The organism is Bacillus sp. FSL R12-0074, from assembly GCF_038005725.1.
GTDB classification, from domain to species: domain Bacteria; phylum Bacillota; class Bacilli; order Bacillales; family Bacillaceae_G; genus Bacillus_A; species Bacillus_A mycoides.
This window is the reverse complement of sequence record NZ_JBBOTR010000001.1, coordinates 2556848-2576314: the sequence shown is the minus strand read 5'-3', so window position 1 is coordinate 2576314 and position 19467 is coordinate 2556848. Positions and strand designations below refer to the sequence as shown.

Sequence of the window (19467 nt, the reverse complement as noted above, 5' to 3'; positions counted from 1 at the left end):
TTTATTTAATCGGTTTCTCTGTTTTTAAAACTAGTGAACTTAATGCAGGAACTTTAATTTTATTGTCATGGACAACGTAAAGTGTTTTACTTCCCGCCTGATTCTCGTTTACTAGCACTTTCCATGGACCTTTCGATGGAAGTGTTATGTCAACGGCTTCCCTATTTGCATTGTGAGCCACCATAAAGTATTCGCTTTTATTCCCACTTCCCTTTCCATCTATTGTATAAGCTACAACATTTTTGGGAACATCGATAAAAGCTACATACTTTTTAATTTGCTCTGCAGAAGTCATACGAAAAGCTGAGTATTTTTTTCGTAAATCTATTAAGCCCTTCATATACTCTACTTCATTATTAAATGCTGCACGGCGTAACCAATCCATCTGGTTAATAGAATCAGGAGATTTGTAACTATTATGATCACCATATTTTGTGCGCATAAACTCTTGTCCTGCATGTAAGAATGGAATACCTTGTGATGTTAATAAAATAGAAGAAGATAATTTATGCATTTGTTTTCGCATTTCTTCACTGTCACCTGAATTAGTCAACTCAAGTTTATCCCATAAAGTATGATTGTCATGTGCTTCCACATAAGTTAGCACCTGCTCCGGATCTTGATAAGTAGACGAATTTGTATCATAGTCAATACCGGCTGTAATGCCTTTTTTAATACGTTCTTCCATGTTTTGCTTTCCATTTACAAAACCATTTTCTTTCTCCTCAAATACACTACCTTTCAATCCATCACGAATATTATCGTTAAAATGAGCAATCCCTTTCATTTTCTCCGCATTTTTTTGATTTGCTTTCAATTCAGCTGCAAGAGGTGTATTTAAATCCCAGCCTTCTCCATGCAGAATAATAGAAGGATCAATTTGATTAACAGCTTTACGTATCTCATTCATCGTTTCATAATCATGAATACCCATTAAATCAAAACGGAACCCATCTAAATTGTATTCTTTTGCCCAGTATGTGACGGAATCTACCATAAATTTTCTCATCATCTTTCGTTCTGAAGCGGTATCATTCCCTACTCCAGTTCCATTTGCTAATGTTCCGTCTTCATTGTAACGATAATAGTAACCTGGAACTAACTTATGAAAATTTGATTCAGCGGCATTATACATATGGTTATATACTACGTCCATCACAACACGAAGATTATTATCATGCAGCGCTTGAATCATTTGCTTTAATTCAGTTATTCGAACAGTCGGTTCATAAGGATTTGTAGAATAGGAGCCCTCTGGGACGTTGAAATTTTTCGGATCATATCCCCAGTTATATTGTGGTTCATTTAAAGTTTCTTCATTTACTGAAGCATAATCAAATATCGGTAAAAACTGAACGTGAGTAACACCAAGATCTTTCATATGATCAAGTCCTGTTTTTACACCTTCAGGCCCTTTTGTTCCTTTTTCTGTTACACCTAAATATTTCCCTTTTTGCTTAATACCACTTTCAGGTTGGATGGAAAGATCGCGTACATGCAATTCATAAATAATAGCATCTTCCGGATTTTTAAATTTCGGTTTTTTGTTTGCTTTCCATTTTTTCGGATTTGTTTCTTCTAAATCAACAACTGCACCTTTATCTCCATTTACAGAAGCAGCACGCACATACGGATCAACCGCTTCAGTCCACTTATCCCCAATTTTCACCTTATACGTATAAAAGAGACCTTTTTGGTTCCCTTTAAGTTCTGCTTTCCAAGTTCCCTTTTCACCTTGTTGCATGTTTATTTCAGTACCTATTTTATCGCTCCATTTTTTATATGTAACTAACTTCGCTTCACTCGCAGTAGGAGCCCATAAACGGAACTTTGTATGTTGCGGAGTATATATATTCCCTAAATCATTACCACCATAATAAAATAAATTATCAAATTCCTCGCTACGAATGACTTTACCGATTTCAGTATTCGCATCAGCTAAGTTTGCTATTTTAACTTTGTATGTTTGTTTTAAATCAATTTTCTGTTCCGTAATTATTTTAACCTTATTAGTAATATCTCCACTATTTTTATCATAAGGACTAATTCCCTTAATTTTAACGCCTTCAATTTCAATTTTCTGTTCCTTACTATTAAACGGAACATTAGTCGTTACAGTAATTTCATTAAAACTATCAATAGTAGCTTTTTGAATTGAGAGATCCGAAGAAGGCTTAGAGTTATATACTTTTTCATCACCCGAAAGGATCCATACTTCAGCACGACCATCCCTTATATTTTCAACCCAGTGATCACTTCCATCTTTTTCCCATTCATTGGTACGAACTATAAATCCTACACGATTATAGTCACCATCTATTTTTATCTTAGCGTATTTTCCAAATTCATCTTCACCAGTAAATTCATAAGATTTACCGTTTGCATTTTCTCCCCATACCCAAAGATTCCAGTCTTTTGTATTTCCAGATTTCTCTTTGTAATGAATGATAACTTCAGTTGTTTTCGAATTTGAAACTGCCTTCACACTCTGAAAAGAGAAAACAGATGATAACATAACGATTATGGCAAGTAATAAAAATGATTTGTTAATTAATCTTTTTGTCATTTGCACCACATACACCCTTTCTTTAAATAGTACGAGCTATTTATTATGCTCATACTAAATTACACTGCTTAAATTAATGTAGAAATCTCTTTTACTTCACCCCCATATTGACTATTTTCACGTATGTATTTCAATGATCTTTTAATACGAAAACGTTTGCATTAATGCTTAAAAAAATAGATTTTTTTTGCCTTCATATAGTTGTAAATACTAAAAGATCAGGGAAATCATTTTAAAGCAATCGTTTGTTATCGCTTTCATTTTATAGCACTTACTATTAAAAGGTCAATATATTATTAATTTTCTGTTTTATATCCTTGAAATCTTATATATTTGTCGTAACTTATTGAAGATAGATGCCTGATTATTGCTTAGTAAGTTTATTTTCACTAGTGTATTGCTACGTAAAAAAACAGCTAATATCCTTAAAATGATATTAGCTGTTTTTTCATAATGTATTAATATATGAATGAAAACTATATTTCTAACTTACTTAATTTTTGCTGCATCAAATGCCTTTTGCACCGCTTGAACTTCAGCTGTATTCGCCCCATATTTATTAGTTGCCACTCGAATACATGCTGATTTCAATTCTTTGAAATTAGATGTCATGTTTAATTCATCTGTATTTGCATAATAGAAAATATCAAACATTTTATCTTCACCAATTCCTTTAACAGTTACCCCGTTATGCGTTCCACCTTTTGCAATGAGATACGCAACTTTATTAATAATGCTTGAATTAAAATGAACGCCGCCTTGATCCCATCCATTAAAATCGTTAAATTCACTGTAATCATCTGGATAAGGTACTCCAAGTGAAGATGGAACAGAAGCTGGGTTTTCCATATCACGGAAAACAGATCCAGTTTGTTCTCCCATTGTCCAGTTAAAGCTTCCATTATTTACGTATTTCTCAATAGATGTTCCCATAATATCAGATAGCGCTTCATTAATCGCACCAGATTCACCGTAATATTCAAGATTAGATTCGCTAGAAGTAACAGCATGTGTAAATTCATGTCCAGCTACGTCATATGCCTTGACAATAGGATCACCATATACAAGCATACTTCCATTATTAGCACTTAATGCATTTTGCCAATTTTTCGGATCGTTCGTATCTTCAGAATCCCAAGCATGTACAACTGAAACTACCTTTTGTCCCTTATTATCAAAACTATTACGCTTGTATTTATCTTTATAAAAATCAAATACCTTTGTTGCTAAGTAATGAGCACTTACTGCTTTTGGATCGTTAAATGTTGTTGAAGTGCTGGTTGCTAGTGTACCAGGATAATAGCTTTCTTCTTTAGTAATATCTCTGTAATTCACATCATATGTTTCAATTCCTTGCCCTCTTGTATAATCAGCAAGTGCATATTTGCCATTACTTTGTTTAGAAATACCAAATGAACGAGATATACCTAAATCATCTTTTCCTGTTCCAGTTAATGATGTAAGACTACTTTTTTTACTTTCCTTTAAAGCTCCAACTAGTTTTTCACTTGCTTTTAAGTTAGATTCTTGTACCATATTTTTTAACATATCACCATTTTGTGCATTTACTAAATAAGTTCCGGAAACATAGTTTGGTGTTGCCGCTTCAAAGGTAACTTGGTATGCATTGCTAGCTTGTCCATTATTTTCATCAACAAAAATAACTTCCTTAACTTCTGGCTCAGAAATAAACTTGATATCGTTCCCGTACTTCGTATAAATATATTGTTTCGCTCCATCTTTTGATAGATTAATAGGCTTTTTCAATTCTTCTTGTTTTAAATTTTGCGCGCTATCGCCTGAAACACTTTTAATAACCCCCTTATTATCTACGTGTGCAGTTAATTGATGGCCATATATTTCTTTTCCTTCGTATGTTTGCTGCATACGCACAAGTGTTGTTCCATCATACGAACCACGTTTTTGAAGAACTTTATAATCTACTCCTGTTTCTCCATTGACTTGATTTGGAGAAAGAGCTTGTTCAGCTTTCTCCTTAAGAGCATCTTTTACTACATTCTCTGGTGTTTTTTGTGACGGTTGTGTAAGTTCACCTGAACGGAATGAGTCCTCCTGAATTTGAACTTGAAGTTGATCTGTTTCCTCTGCATGACCTATTCCGTATGGTGCCACAGCTGTTAAAGCTAATCCTGTTGTTAATGCTACTTTAGTTAATGTCTTTGTGTTTTTCATTTTTTCACCTCGTATAATTTTTGAAATAGAAAGCTTGTACAAAGTATACTGTCTATTTATGTCGAAAAAAAGAGAAAATACAAAATTTATGTAATATTATGCAAAATTACATATATGTGGTCGATAAAATAAAAAATGAGCCCTTTTAGGTGCTCATCCAATTGGTTAGTCGTTAATTATCTATATTCATTCTAATCAAAGTACACTTATATCTTATTAACAACATAAAAAACCACTCTTTACTATTTTCAGAATAGTAGATAAATACTTTAGTGAGGCAACGCATATACAAGTTAGATTTTTCAATATAATTTTGTTATTTATGTCTATAGCTGCATGGATTGTAACGTTTTGAGACTGCTGAAGTCTTATATGAGTTTCATCTTGTCAAAAATATCTTTTAAAGATAAATTTTTCTCCCCATTTAAATATAGAAAAGGACGTATCTATTGCATGTTATTAACTTAAGGTATGTTCTTTTAAAGCATATTATAAATATACATAGTGAGAAATGAAACAATAATTATTCAAATGAAAAATCCCCTGAATTTTTAAAGCGATTCAGGGGATTTTTTACCGATGATTCTCTATATTTCCATACCGATCACAAACTTTTTTAGGATAATGGTATGTCCAAGTTTAATAGTTTTTTGCACGAGAGCCATCTTTTTTATATTTATTTAATTATCCTACTAAGTTTTTTGTAAAATTCACCTTTTCTTTTTACATGATTAAACTGATTTGGATTAATATTAGCTTTTTGTGAGAGTGCTACAATCTCTTCTTTTGTAATTGAATCTTTAGTATTTATAGATGCTATATTTGAATATTTTCCATCTTCTGTTTTTGGGATTTCTAAAATCCCTTTATTTACAAGATCAACTACAGCCTTACGCTCTGAAGAATGTGTATCTACACCAGTAATTTTCCAATTATGCATAACTTTTGGCGTGTATACACCGTTCTTTACCTCTTTTAAATATGTAATAGCAAGGTTACGAATGGTTCCACCTGTTTCTCCGAATGCATTCTCTTGTTTAGATGACCAAGTTTGTTCAAATTTACGTCCCTCTAAAGCTCCCCCTTTTGCCTGAAGAGCCTCCATTCTATACGCATTCATTCCTAGCGTCATAACATCGCTCATTTTGATTGGTTTATTTGTACGAATAGAGCGTAAATTTGTAATTCTACTACCATATGGTTTTGTTAAGTCAATTTCGTATTTTACGCCTCCAAAGAAATCGTTCGTACTGTATTTAGACGCACGACGGTTTTTATCAAAGCTAACTGTTACATCTCCGGCACGAGATGAGTTAAAATATCCTGCTGCCCATTCCATATAGTCTTTTAAATCTTTTCCAGTTATCTTATATACTGTAATTTCTCCCAAAGCATATTGATAATTATAAGCAATATCTTTCTTCTTTATAGGACCTATATCCAAACGGGCATAATCATTATCAATTTGATGGGCTACTACATCCGCCTTACTGTAATGGAGCATGACTTCATGAAAGAAATCTGATAAAGGTGTCTCTTGAATCTGCACACTTGGAATACCCTTTATTTCATTTTCAGGAACAAGGTTTCTACCCTTTAATTGGGCGACTACAACATTTGCATCTCCTCTCGCATACTCATGAAAAGGTGTTAGTGTTTCTTCAAGTGTAGAATCAGATAATACTGTAGTTCCATCAGCATTTTTTACAGGTATAACGGTAGCTGTTTTATCTTTTAAAACAAGCTTCCCATCTTGCTTTGTAAAAGTAAGGTCAATACGTGAAATATGCGTTCCGTATTTATCTGGTTCTGTAATAATTACGCCATTTACAACTTCTTTTTTTACAAGTTTATGCATATGAGCCGCAAAAATAGCGCTTAGTTCCGGACAAGCATTCGCAATATCTTGAACACCAGTACCTGGGATTCCATTCTCATTTTCTAGTCCCATATGCATAACCCCTACCATTACATCTACTTTATCTTCTAATTCTTTAATAGCCTTTTTTGTCTCTTCTACTGGATTTTTCACTACTAAACCATCCAAATGATCTGTCCCTTTTTCAAAATCACTAATCATTGGTGTATTCATACCAATAATCCCGACTTTAATTCCACCTTTTTCAACAATCGTATATGCAGGAAGAAAACGCTCTCCATTTTCCTTATAAATATTTCCTGCTAACGTCTTTCCCTTGTATTGCTCACTAACTTTTTTCAATGTATCTAATCCAAAGTTGAATTCATGATTTCCAAATGCCCAGGCGTCATATCCCATTGTATTCATTGCTACCATCATTGGCGATTGTGGCTTATCGTTGAATAATTCTACTGAGTTTCCTTGAATTGTATCCCCGGCATCTACTAATATGGTATTTGGATTTTCTTGACGTACCTTCTTTATAACCGTATAAAGCTGCGTCAAACTTCCACTCATATTTGCTCCATCAAGCGCATAATCCCAAGGCATAAATCTACCATGAATATCTGCAGTACCTAACAATGTAATATTAACATTAGATTCCTCAGCCTTAGAAATAGCTGGTTTGACTGTTACTGCTGTTACAAGAAGCATAAGAATAATAAAATTGCATACATAGTTCTTCCATTTCATTTTTTGCATAATAACAATATTTCTCCCCTTTTTGTACTGTCATAAAGTTGCTTGAACTTTAAAAATGTAACTTATTATTCAGAGAAATTCAACTACAAAAGATAATTTTGGAGGTGGTTTTGCTGTGAAAATATAGAGAATAAAATGCATATATCCCCTAACAGAATAGTATTTTATCGTTTTCTAATAAAATACTTTTTCCTCCAACGTGTGAAGAGCGCTAAACCCACGGTAGATGTATACGTACTTTCAAAATTTTGGACATACAACTCATTTTTGGATTTTATTTCTAATTTTTTCCTTCTATATGAAAATACTGAGATCACTTCCAAAAATAATAACCCCGCTCTTCATTTAAGACGGGGTTACACTTATACAGCAAATCGGATTCAGATTTTTTTCAAATGTTCGTTTCCTCTTCAGGAGTAAAATCTGCTAGTTTCGTATTTTTTTCTGCTTATTAATTCATCATAATTTTAATCAGGACTTATATTTTATCACTCGAATCCTTGATGCTATCCCAAATCGCTCAATAAATAGATAATGATTTTTACTTTTCAACCTCACAAAGCAATTTTATCTCTTTGATTTGTTCTATATGACGCTGTTCATGCAAATAGATCAGTTCTATCCACTGATCAAGGAGTAATTCTCCAAGAGCTGGATGCATCACTGATTTTTTCGCTAATATAGATTCATCTTCTATTGTACTCAGGAAACGCATCAATTCTTTTCTAGAGTTGTTTAACAAATCAACCATTTGCTGCACTTCAAATGGTTCTATACTTGGTTCAATCATTTCTGGGGCTATAAATTTTATCGATCTATCTAATAAAATAGTGTGAATTTCTTTACGCTCATTTAAGATACTATCCATCTTTTTTAATCCCGATGAAATAACTGTTATAACTCTCTCATCTAATAAAACTAAGTGATGACAAACTTGTGCTATACTCCATTTATCCTTATCTGGTTTCCTATTAAATTGAGCATCACTTAACAAAGTAATTTCCTCAAATAATTGATTTCTAGTTTCATAAAACTTGTCATTTACAAATGTATTCATGTGAATTCTCCTTTCGCTAGAACCTACATACTTAAATTCCTACGCTAGAAATATTCTCTATGGAAAAAAGATTTTCCTTCACTATTATTCCAATCCAATCTTTTCTTTCTTTAGTAGGTTCTCTAATTCATGCTGAAATGTATGAGTTCTCTCAACATCCTTGAAGATTTCCTTGAGGTTATTATGCGCTACAGCTACATCATAATACTTTCAACGGAATCCTTTCAATATAACTACATAAAACAAAACGTTCCTAATTATCAATCTAGCATTAAATATATGTAAAAAATCAACCTATTCATTCATTTTTAATGCTTATGTATGTACATTTGTTAATTTATTAGTTATATTATGGGTATTGAATGATTACGAAAAGTTAATAAATCGCTTGTATAACACCTTATATTTTTATATCCGTGAAAACTACAAAATGTATAAAATTCCATTTGTCAAATGAATTTAATGCGGAAGGAGGTTTGTGGTTACTTCATCGGGATATAATAATCAGTTTTGAACTGATAAAAATATAGGAGGCGACATAATGTTTCGTACGATTTCAAATTTCATGAGAGTAGCTGAGATAAGAAACAAAATTCTTTTTACACTAGCGATGCTAATTGTTTTTCGAATTGGCACGTTTATTCCAGTTCCTCATACTAACGCAGAGGTATTAAAAGTACAAGATCAAGCTAACGTTTTAGGCATGCTGAACGTATTTGGCGGAGGAGCACTGCAACACTTCTCAATCTTTGCTGTAGGTATCACACCATATATTACAGCTTCTATCATTGTACAATTACTACAAATGGACGTTGTACCTAAATTTACAGAATGGGCAAAGCAAGGAGAAATGGGCCGTAAGAAATCAGCTCAATTTACTCGATACTTTACAATCATTCTCGCATTCATACAATCCATTGGGATGTCTTATGGTTTTAATAATATAGCAGGTGGACAATTAATTACAGATCAAAGCTGGACTACATACTTATTTATTGCGACAGTTTTAACTGCTGGTACTGCATTTTTACTTTGGTTAGGTGAACAAATTACCGCTAATGGCGTTGGTAATGGAATCTCAATGATTATCTTCGCAGGACTTGTTGCGGCGATTCCAAATGTCGCTAATCAAATTTATTTGCAACAATTCCAAAACGCAGGCGATCAGTTATTTATGCACATAATAAAAATGGTTTTAATTGGACTCGTAATTTTAGCGATAGTTGTTGGTGTTATTTACATTCAACAAGCTGTTCGAAAAATACCGATTCAATATGCAAAAGCTGTTTCAGGAAACAATCAATATCAAGGAGCAAAAAATACTCATTTACCTCTTAAAGTAAATAGTGCAGGTGTAATTCCTGTTATCTTTGCTTCAGCCTTTTTAATGACGCCGCGTACAATTGCGCAGCTCTTCCCTGACTCGAGCGTATCTAAATGGCTAATTGCGAATCTTGATTTTGCACATCCGTTTGGAATGGCGCTTTATGTTGGTCTTATCGTTGCTTTCACATACTTCTATGCATTTATTCAAGTAAACCCTGAACAAATGGCTGAGAATTTGAAAAAGCAAAACGGATATGTCCCGGGTATTCGCCCAGGTAAATCTACAGAACAGTATGTAACAAAAATTTTATACCGTTTAACATTTATCGGTGCGATTTTCTTAGGAGCAATTTCAATATTACCGCTTGTATTCACGAAAATCGCAACATTACCACCTTCTGCCCAAATCGGTGGCACAAGCTTACTTATCATCGTAGGTGTAGCATTAGAAACGATGAAGACGCTCGAAAGTCAGCTTGTGAAACGTCATTATAAAGGATTTATTAAAAAAGTAAATTAATTATGAAAACACACTAGAAGTCCCTATCGCGACCTAGTGTGTTTTTATTATAAAAACTTATAATAACGGAGGTTTTGTCTTATGAGTCAAAGAATGTCTTATTATGATATTTCGCCTGATGGTATGAAAATTATGATGGATATGGAGAAATACACGAAGAAATCTTCAATTAATCGAGCTGTTAGAGAGCTTATAAAAATTAGAGTCTCTCAAATTAACGGCTGTGCTTATTGTATCGATATGCATACTTCTGACGCCCGAAAATTGGGTGAAACCGAGCAAAGAATTTATTGCTTAAATGCTTGGGATGATTGTGATTTTTATACTCCTGAAGAAAAAGTTGCTCTGGAACTATCGGAGCATATTACTCTCATTCCTACTAAAAGAGTTCCTGAAAATCTATATAACCGAGTACGTGAACACTTTGACGAAAAACAATATGTTGACCTTGTGTTAATCATTAATCAAATAAACAATTGGAATCGAATTTCTATCGCAATGGGCAATACCGTAATAAAAAAATAACACTTATCCACCAAACAATATGCGACCGATTTAGTTAAGTGTAAAATAAAATACACCCTATATAAAAACACAGTTGGTTATTTCTCCAACTGTGTTTTTGATTCTACTATCCCTAATCTATATTCTAATGTGTTAATCACTCTCTCTAAATTAACTATTTTTCCTTCTAAAGTTTGAATACGTTTTTCGCTGTTTTCTACATCATTAAACTTTAACTACATCTCTTTTTTTAACAACCTTCCTTGCTTAAAATAAACTCCAAGTGTAGAACGATTCGCTAAAAATACACCAATCAAGATTAAACAAGCTCCAATTCCCATTGCAGGATTTAATGGTTCTCCTAATACAAAATAACCTACAATAACAGCGATTAATGGGGATACATACAACCATGTTGATGGAAATATTGGATTTGTTTTTGATAAGAGCCAATAATATAAACCGTGCCCACCGATTGATCCTACAAATATGAGATATAAAATTGGCCATTGTACATTCCAAGATGTTAATACAGCTAAATTCGGCTGTTCCATTACAACAGATACAATTAATAGCAAAACTCCTCCATAAAACATTTGAATGCCGTTAATGAGAAATGGTGATACGTTAGGTAAATCTGAAAGTATCTCTTTAGAACGAATAGAACCTATTCCATAAAACAACTCTCCTACTAATATAACAAGGCATGCAATACTCCATATGAAAGTAAGTTCTTGATGCATGCCAGGTAAAGATATAAACAAAACTCCTGTAAGTGCTATAACTAAAGCAACAAGTTGTTCTTTTTGCAATTTTGTTTTATTTCTCTTTGATTGTAATAGCAAAATCATCATTGGGGCTGTTGCAGATAGAACTGCAGCTAATCCAGAAGAAATATATTGTTCAGCCCAGTAAAGGGTCGCGAATGTCATAAATGTTAAACAAAAACCAGCATATATAATACGTTTCGATAATAAGTAGGGCATAATATCCTTTCGCTTTAATTTAAAAATAATAATGAGAATAAGGCCCGCCAAAAAGAAACGAATTCCAGCTGAAAATAATGGTGGTGCGCCAGCTTCTATTCCAATTTTTATCGTTAAAAATGTCGTTCCAAAAATAATACATACTAAAATATAATTTAAAATGACCATTTTCCTTCCTCCTTTTTACTCTTGAAATGAGTATAGAGGATATGCTGTATAACAGTGTATCCACGCATATAACAGTTGAATAAAAATATAGTTGATTGTCAGACTGTTTTTCGCTTTAATTAAATTAAAAAGAAAAACAGGTGATTCTATGAAGATAGTACTACGTAAAGAATCCAACATACCATATTACCAACAAATATATATGCAAATTGTTGAGAGAATTCAAAGCGGGATGCTTTCACATGGCGATTACCTCCCTTCTTTACGTTCTATGGCCGATGATTTGCAAATTAGTTTATTAACTGTTCGTAAAGCTTATAAACAGTTAGAAACGAAAGGTTATATACGAATTGAACAAGGAAAAGGTGCCTATATACATAAACGTGTGAATAAAGATTTCAAACCAATCCCATATCAATGGCAACAAACGAAATCCATTAATGTTATGCGTTCTCAATATGTAATGAACCAACATCGTAAATATTTTGATTTTTCACAGGCTGTCCTTTATCCACGTTTATTACCAAATCCGTTTCTTTCAGATGAAATGCACAAATTACTTAATAAGGATCAAATGATACTGGCAACATACGGACCTGTTCAAGGTGACAAAGAACTTAGAGTGGAAATAACAAACTACTTAAAGGAACACCAACAATTAGTTACAGATCCATCTCAATTATTAATTACAAGTGGTGCCCAGCAAGGAATCGATTTAATCGCCCAAACATTATTAAAGCCTGGAGACATAGTGTTAGTAGAAAGTCCGTGTTATGGAGCGGCGCTTGATGTATTTGTTAATAAAGGAGTTCAAATTATCCCTGTTAGTCTTGATAACAACGGCATTCGCTCAGATCTAATCGATGATATTTGTCAAAGAAAGAATCCTGTTTTGTTATATGTGAATCCTACTTTTCAGAATCCAACGGGCACAGTAATGAGTAAAGAAAGAAGAATGGAACTTGTAGAACTAGCAGAGCTATATAACTTCTTCATTATTGAGGATGATTCTTTCGGAGAAATTTATTTTGAGGATTTTAAAATTCCCCCTCCAATAAAAAGCTTTGATACAAATGGTCATGTTATATATTTAAAAGGATTTAGTAAAACGTTAGCACCAGGTCTTCGCATCGCGGCACTTGCAGCTGAAGGACATATCTTTGAATGGTTATACGCTGTGAAGGCTTCTATGGATATTGGTAGCCCTTTATTAACGCAGAAAGCACTACTTCCTTTTTTACGAGCGGAACGAATGAAAAATCATTTAGAAAAATTACGTACAGCTTTACAAATTAGACGAGATTTAACAATTGGTATATTATCTCCATTAAAAGAATTAGAATTTGAAATACCTAATGGTGGATTTAACTTATGGGTTACACTCCCACAGTCAATCGATCCTTTTACATTATTACAAAAAACAAATGAAGTAGATGTTTCTTTTTTACCTGGAACAGCTTGTCTATTAAACCATGAAACTCAATATAATCATTTACGAATTAGTTATTCAATGTTAAATGATAAAGATATGTTGATTGGATTAGAAAGGTTACATGATACCATTGCTAAGTTTAAATCAATGATTTAAACTCCAAAACAACAACTAACCTATTATTCACACAATAAAAAACCAACACTTTAAAATTTTATTAAAAGTCAAGATATAAGCTGAACCTATTATTAATAGTGAATTCTTATCTAATGTCATACATTAGATTTATAAAAATTAAAAGGATAGAAGAGCTTGAATAAATTCGCCCTATCTATCCTCTTTTTAAACACAAATGACTAATCATAGCGGACTTCGCTGTCACCAGAACCCGTATTGCTCTATTGCTATGCTCAAACTTCTTTTTATTGCTACTTGTTCAATAAGAGCTGTTTTCTTCCTGCATAAAATTTATTTTATAGGGAATTCATTATACTTATTAAAACAACAACATGATATAGACAAAACCAAAGAATAAACATAATGGACTATAGAACCAAGTGTCATATCTAGCAAACTGAGAATGTTTAATTTTTTTGAAAAATCCAACAAACTTAAAATCACCAATTGCCCTAATAATGAAAACTAAAGCACAGACAATACTTCCGATTTTAGATAAACTATTTGCTTCGAACCCCTGCAAATAACCTACTTGAACAACAATAATGACACTAGCTAATAGAATAAGAATGGCTACGAATAATGTTCCCCATATTCTCGGAGTAAAAGCAGGCTTATGTTCTCCCTCTTTTACTGGGATAACAGCAGCAGAACCCCATCGACCTCCAAAAGCCCAATAAATATGCAAAAAACTGATAAACCACAGAAGCCCCACAGCTACTACTATTAATAGTAATTTCATTTATTCGCCCCCAATTTCGTAACTTCAAAGATAACATACACTACCGTATGTTATAGTGAAAATTTTGTCCCTTCAGGTTTTATAACCATATTAGGGACATTTATTATCGAATAATCAATTATGCCTCAGCATAATTGCGTCCGGAGGCTTTACTTTTTTCAGTGGATGTTTGGACACCCGCTGAAAGAAGTTAAAAGCTCAACCATTTTATCAATATCAAAATTAAGATTTGCTTCAAACCTTGTCATCCATCCTACATACGTTAAATAGGCAAGTCTCGCTCGATCAATTGATTCAGTTTCGTCTACGCCCATTTTTTGATACAATTTTGCAACACAAGAAATTCTTTGTTCTTCTATATCTACTAAACGTGTTGCCACAACAGGATCATATTTAGCCCAAGCATAAATACCATTCTCAATTTTTTTATCTTGATTAAAACTAATCTGTAATAGCTGTTCTAAAGAAGCATCCTGTTGCTCCATACTTTGAACAATCAGCTTTGTTGCATGCACTTCCCAAAAGTCGAGCATAGAATCTAAAAGCTCTTGATGGTCACGAAAATAGTGATAGAAGCTTCCTTTGCTTATTTTTAGCAATCGAGCAAGTGCTTCAATGCGAACTTTATGTATACCTTCATTAGCTAATTGTTGTAATCCTACTTTTATCCAGTCTTCCCTCGTTAATTGCATATCATCTCTCCAATAAAATACGGTAGCGTATGTTTTACGTTAGATTACTACTATTCTCATTTTTTGTCAATTATTCATTCTGTTTATTTTTATGAACTTTAATGTTGTTGTTAATCGTAATATTAATCATCATCACCCTCGGTAAATTAGATAACACGAAAGTCCCTTCAGGATTACTGAAGGGACTTTTACACGTTTGCGAAAAGTGCCTTTATGTACAAGAAGCGCTTTTCAGTCTAAAACTTTTTTTTCAGATTGCATTGCTCTAGAAGCTTTTCTAGCATTTCCAAAGTAACTGGTTGTGCTTTAGTAGTTAGTTGATACCCAATCCGTCCATTCGTTTCTACAGTTGCTTGTTGTAAATTCTTGATTTCATGTATACCTTTTTCTCTCAGATGCATAAATAATTGTTGTTCTGACATTTTCGCGCGTAATAAATTCTTTTTTAAGATTTCTCCGTTTTCTATAACAATAATGCTATTTCCATTTAGAAACTTTTCTACTTTTCGTGATTTCAATTCAAAAAAATGAATAATAAGTAAAACACCCGCAAAAATAAACGCAGCAAAAATAGATGGGCCTACTTTCCTACTTAATATAGGTTCTACAATAATACGTCCTATAGAAACCACAATAATAATTTCAGCTCTCGTCATTTGGCTAACAGATTTACTACCTGTCAATTTTAAAACAATAATTCCAGTGAGGATTAAAATAATGCTTTCAAAAAGTATATTCATTACAGCCCAATCCTTTAATAGTGAATGTTACTAGTATTCCCATTAAAGGATTTTTATGATATTTTAAAGTATCCATTCTCTTTACGTGCCTTATTCTTTGAAGCACCTCTCTCTCAGCTAGTACTGGTAAAGCATCAACTTTCTTCATTGCTTCTACTTGTGATTCGTTACGAATCATTGCATACACAGTATGACCTTCTTTTATTAGCATTGGTATTAAAGAACGTGCTGTTGCACCTGCTACAAAAATTTCCAAATGTGTTTCTTCTTATTTTGAATATCATAATTGAGACGAGACATATATAAGCTATGTATAATAATCAATATGAAAGATTCATCCAAAATTAAAGCTATAATGTTGGCTAGCAACCAATAGTGATAACATGATAATTGAATTTGATGGATATGGAATTAATGAGTATGTTATTGGTCATAACTGTTCTATCAGTAAGTTAAAAAAAATGTATTTTAACGTAAAAAATGAAGAGTTATCTAATGAGGAGCTTATAAATTTATTTTGTGTACGTTATCATTTTGAAAACATTCCAAAGTCATTACAAGAAGACATTAAGAGCGATGTCGTCATTGACTTAGATACGGACTATATTTATATCCCTAATAGATAACAATAACCCAGTAAACTAAAATGTTTTAATGTAACTTACGATTCAGACAAGAATTTAATAAAATAAGTAATTGCCCAAATGGAAGTCGCGAATTGAGTGACAAAATACATTGTCCATTCGAAAGAAGTCAGTTTTCTCTCACGTTTAATCTTCTTTAAGTATCTGTAAAATATTAATGTACTCAAAAACATAAGTAATAAAGAGAATTGTTGTAAATCATCCCACGCCGCGCTCTGACTGTACCAACTGGCGCATAACGACTATCGAACCTAGCTCATGTTGGTAGTCTCCAAGGCGAAATTCGGCATATCCTGGGCGTTCAAAGTATGGTTCGCTTCCTAATAGCTCAGCGTACCACTTCTTCGCAGCTGCTAGATCATTTGTCCAAAAACTAACTGTGGTTAGCCCTCGTAATGTCTGTGTATCGCTCATAATTAATCTCCTCCATGTTGAGTAATACTTCCTTATACTAAATGAAATAACACCCTCTGAATTACCTTAAATTCACATATACATAACCCGTTCTCTAATTCAAATTCAAGAAAACGACCTTTTAATGGTATATCATGAATGGAACGATTTTTTTGTAATTAAACATTATTATTGTGACTCAACCAGAGCAGTACATACAATGCAATTATTTTCTTTTTCATATTACGCCTCTTAATAAACATTATTCTTTTTTAAACTGAAAATCTACACGGTTCATTCGTTTTATTTCCTCAATTACTTTCCCAATCCCTTCTTCAATCTTTTCTTCTTTTACATTAGATACATTTAACTTTAACAATCTCTCTTTATGAAAGTTACTTAAATAATTTTTATCAATAGAATCTATGCTTATTTGACTCTTGCTTAAATTTTTAATAAATGTGCCCGTGACTATATTTTTTTTCAACTGTAAACAAGTGTGTATTCCAATTGGATCTACTGTTCTAGAAGTAAACAAATGTGGATTTTCATTTTGAACACCTTCTACTACTGCCGCTAGTTTTTTTGACCTATTGTAGTAAGATGTTTTTATTTTATGTTTATGCCGATCAAACATTCCGCTCTTTATGTAAATTTCTAAAGCAGCTTGCGAAATCATAGGACTATCGATATCTAAAATCTTTTTATACTTATAAAAGGCATCTGCAATGGATTGCGGGATGACTGCAACACCGACTCGCAAACCAGGAAAGATGATCTTCGAATAACTTTTTAAATATATAACATGATTACAATTATCTTGGCTGTAAAACGGATCTACTTTTGAATCAGTTTCTAAATCTGCTAAATAGTCGTCTTCTACTATAAATACATTATATTTCTTCGCAAGTTTAATAATCTTTTCTCTCTCTTTTTTAGAATACGAAGTTCCAAGTGGATGATGAAATCTTGGAGTTGTATAAAAGAATTTAATTTTTTCTGTGCTGAATATCCGCTCTAGTTCATTTAAATCTATCCCCTCATGCGTACGCTTAATTCCGATTACAGGAATGTTATTTGTTTCTACATATTCAATATATAAATGGTAACTTGGCTGTTCAATTAGAATCATATTATGTTCATTCGGAAATGGTATTGAAGTTAATATAGCAAGTGCTTGCTGCACACCTGACGTTATAAATATATTATCTTCCTTTGTGAAAACTTGATAGTTTGCTAACTGTTTTTGCACAACCGAAATTAAAGATGGTAACCCTTTCGGTGTTCCGTATATAAACAAATCATTCTTATAGGTATCAATCGCTTTATTAATGCAATGCTGAAAATCTAAGTATGGAAAAACATCTGGATCTGGGGCCGAAGAAGCGAAATCAATAATCTCGTTACTTTCTACGTAACTTCCAGATTTCTTAACAACGTAGTATCCACTTTGAGGTACAGAATAAATAATATGACGCTTTTCCAATTCATGCAGCGCTCGTATTACAGTCGCCTTATTACATTCATATTGTGTAACAAGCGACCGTATAGACGGTAATTTCTTTCCTTCTTTTATCTCACCATTTTGAATCATACTTTCTAAGTCGTTCAAAACATGTAAATATTTATACATCATTACACCTCCTATTTTTTTGTACCGGTACAGTTTGTATTTATTCACATTGTAGCACTAGACCAGAAGGATTACTATGTACGTATACTGGCCAGTAAGAAATCAACTACTATGAGGTGGAATTATGACAAATACAACAAAAGCATATATGTCAGCATTACTCTATTCATTTATTATTGGATTTTCATTTATGTTTGTGAAACTAGCACTAACCATTACGAGTCCTCTTGATACTCTGGCTCACCGTTTTACAGTTGCCTTCATAGCAGCAACCATTCCGGTTATTTTCGGTTTTGTAAAGTTAAATATATCATTTAAAAACATACTTACACTTTTACCACTCGCAATATTTTATCCAGCATTGTTCTTTGCTTTCCAAGCATTTGGCTTAGTATATACAAGTTCATCTGAAGCTGGAATTATACAAGCAGCGATCCCTATATTTACGATGATACTAGCTTCCTATTTTTTAAAAGAATATACGAATACATGGCAAAAAACATCAGTATGTATTTCTGTCATAGGTGTCATTTATATATTTGTTATGAATGGTATAGGGGCTCATGAAACGAGCTTTATCGGTGTTATTCTCATTTTATTATCGGCATTATCATCTGCTTGCTACAATGTATTAGCTCGAAAAATGACAAAGAAATTCAAGCTGATGGATTTAACATACACAATGACAGCAATCGGTTTTATTAGTTTTAATTTCATCGCAATCATTGACCATATGAACAAAGGTACAATAACTGTATACTTTAAGCCATTTACGAATGGAACATTCCTTATCTCCATTTTATATTTAGGATTACTATCTTCCTTACTGACAGCATTATTATTAAACTATTCATTATCTTATATTGAAGCAGCCAAAATAAGTGTTTTTAGCAACTTATCTACACTTATTACAATTATCGCAGGCGTTGTATTCTTACACGAGCAAATTGCCTACTATCATATTGCCGGTACACTTATGATTGTTCTTGGAGTAATAGGCACAAATTTTCTAGGAAAAAAAGGAATCATAGCGAAAAAGAAGAATACCTCCTTGAGTAAATAAAAAGTGAG

The 19467-nt window shown here is 32.8% G+C and carries 15 protein-coding genes and 1 pseudogene; 5 read left to right on the top strand and 11 right to left on the bottom strand.

The window, feature by feature from the left end:
* Position 1: 1 nt before the first annotated feature.
* From pulA to NSS97_RS13445, 4 genes are all read right to left on the bottom strand, one after another.
* Positions 2-2572, bottom strand: a complete 2571-nt coding sequence (pulA, locus tag NSS97_RS13460) for a type I pullulanase (protein WP_107886885.1) — start codon at positions 2570-2572, stop codon at positions 2-4.
* A 483-nt stretch (positions 2573-3055) separates the two neighbouring features.
* Complete coding sequence (locus NSS97_RS13455) at positions 3056-4759, bottom strand: M4 family metallopeptidase (RefSeq protein WP_044439877.1); 1704 nt, start codon at positions 4757-4759, stop codon at positions 3056-3058.
* A 676-nt stretch (positions 4760-5435) separates the two neighbouring features.
* The gene (locus tag NSS97_RS13450) at positions 5436-7382 is read right to left on the bottom strand and encodes a bifunctional metallophosphatase/5'-nucleotidase (RefSeq protein ID WP_341112903.1); all 1947 of its coding nucleotides are present in this window, start codon (positions 7380-7382) and stop codon (positions 5436-5438) included.
* 541 nt (positions 7383-7923) lie between these two features.
* Complete coding sequence (locus NSS97_RS13445) at positions 7924-8439, bottom strand: DinB family protein (protein WP_107886887.1); 516 nt, start codon at positions 8437-8439, stop codon at positions 7924-7926.
* A gap of 541 nt (positions 8440-8980) precedes the next feature.
* Between NSS97_RS13445 and secY the strand changes: the two genes are divergently transcribed.
* Entirely contained in the window at positions 8981-10285 is a 1305-nt protein-coding gene (gene secY, locus NSS97_RS13440) for a preprotein translocase subunit SecY (protein ID WP_002141891.1), read from the top strand.
* 81 nt (positions 10286-10366) lie between these two features.
* Positions 10367-10810: a carboxymuconolactone decarboxylase family protein gene (locus tag NSS97_RS13435; protein WP_002189701.1), complete on the top strand. Its 444-nt coding sequence runs from the start codon at positions 10367-10369 to the stop codon at positions 10808-10810.
* A 215-nt stretch (positions 10811-11025) separates the two neighbouring features.
* Here NSS97_RS13435 and NSS97_RS13430 read toward each other — a convergent pair whose 3' ends face one another.
* Positions 11026-11943 carry a DMT family transporter gene (locus tag NSS97_RS13430; RefSeq protein ID WP_044442047.1) on the bottom strand — a complete coding sequence of 306 codons (918 nt, stop codon included), beginning with the start codon at positions 11941-11943 and terminating at the stop codon, positions 11026-11028.
* 148 nt (positions 11944-12091) lie between these two features.
* Here NSS97_RS13430 and pdxR point away from each other — a divergent pair, with 148 nt between their 5' ends.
* Positions 12092-13531: a MocR-like pyridoxine biosynthesis transcription factor PdxR gene (pdxR, locus tag NSS97_RS13425; RefSeq protein ID WP_107886888.1), complete on the top strand. Its 1440-nt coding sequence runs from the start codon at positions 12092-12094 to the stop codon at positions 13529-13531.
* A gap of 340 nt (positions 13532-13871) precedes the next feature.
* Here the strand turns inward: pdxR and NSS97_RS13420 are convergent, their stop codons facing one another.
* The 4 genes from NSS97_RS13420 to NSS97_RS13405 all read right to left on the bottom strand — a co-directional run bounded on the left by NSS97_RS13420 (position 13872) and on the right by NSS97_RS13405 (position 15982).
* Positions 13872-14294, bottom strand: a complete 423-nt coding sequence (locus NSS97_RS13420; RefSeq protein ID WP_002085376.1) for a DUF3995 domain-containing protein — start codon at positions 14292-14294, stop codon at positions 13872-13874.
* Between the two features lie 158 nt (positions 14295-14452).
* Positions 14453-14986, bottom strand: coding sequence for a TetR/AcrR family transcriptional regulator (locus tag NSS97_RS13415; protein WP_044442053.1), 534 nt, complete (start codon positions 14984-14986; stop codon positions 14453-14455).
* 236 nt (positions 14987-15222) lie between these two features.
* Entirely contained in the window at positions 15223-15726 is a 504-nt protein-coding gene (locus NSS97_RS13410; RefSeq protein ID WP_044442055.1) for a DUF421 domain-containing protein, read from the bottom strand.
* Positions 15710-15982, bottom strand: a complete 273-nt coding sequence (locus tag NSS97_RS13405) for a hypothetical protein (RefSeq protein WP_107886889.1) — start codon at positions 15980-15982, stop codon at positions 15710-15712. Before NSS97_RS13405 ends, NSS97_RS13410 begins: the two co-directional genes overlap by 17 nt.
* A 127-nt stretch (positions 15983-16109) precedes the next feature.
* Between NSS97_RS13405 and NSS97_RS13400 the strand changes: the two genes are divergently transcribed.
* On the top strand, positions 16110-16352 hold the full coding sequence (locus NSS97_RS13400; RefSeq protein WP_002200406.1) for a hypothetical protein: 243 nt from the start codon (positions 16110-16112) through the stop codon (positions 16350-16352).
* Between the two features lie 214 nt (positions 16353-16566).
* On the opposite strand, the pseudogene NSS97_RS13395 reads toward NSS97_RS13400, so the two are convergent.
* Together NSS97_RS13395 and NSS97_RS13390 are read right to left on the bottom strand one after the other, a co-directional pair.
* Positions 16567-16784 (bottom strand): annotated as a pseudogene (locus NSS97_RS13395) (VOC family protein); the annotation flags it as partial.
* A gap of 241 nt (positions 16785-17025) precedes the next feature.
* Positions 17026-18396 carry an aminotransferase-like domain-containing protein gene (locus NSS97_RS13390; RefSeq protein WP_341112892.1) on the bottom strand — a complete coding sequence of 457 codons (1371 nt, stop codon included), beginning with the start codon at positions 18394-18396 and terminating at the stop codon, positions 17026-17028.
* Positions 18397-18520: 124 nt separating this feature from the next.
* On the opposite strand from NSS97_RS13390, the gene NSS97_RS13385 reads away from it, so the two are divergent.
* Positions 18521-19459, top strand: coding sequence for a DMT family transporter (locus tag NSS97_RS13385; RefSeq protein WP_341112890.1), 939 nt, complete (start codon positions 18521-18523; stop codon positions 19457-19459).
* The last annotated feature ends 8 nt before the right edge of the window (positions 19460-19467 follow it).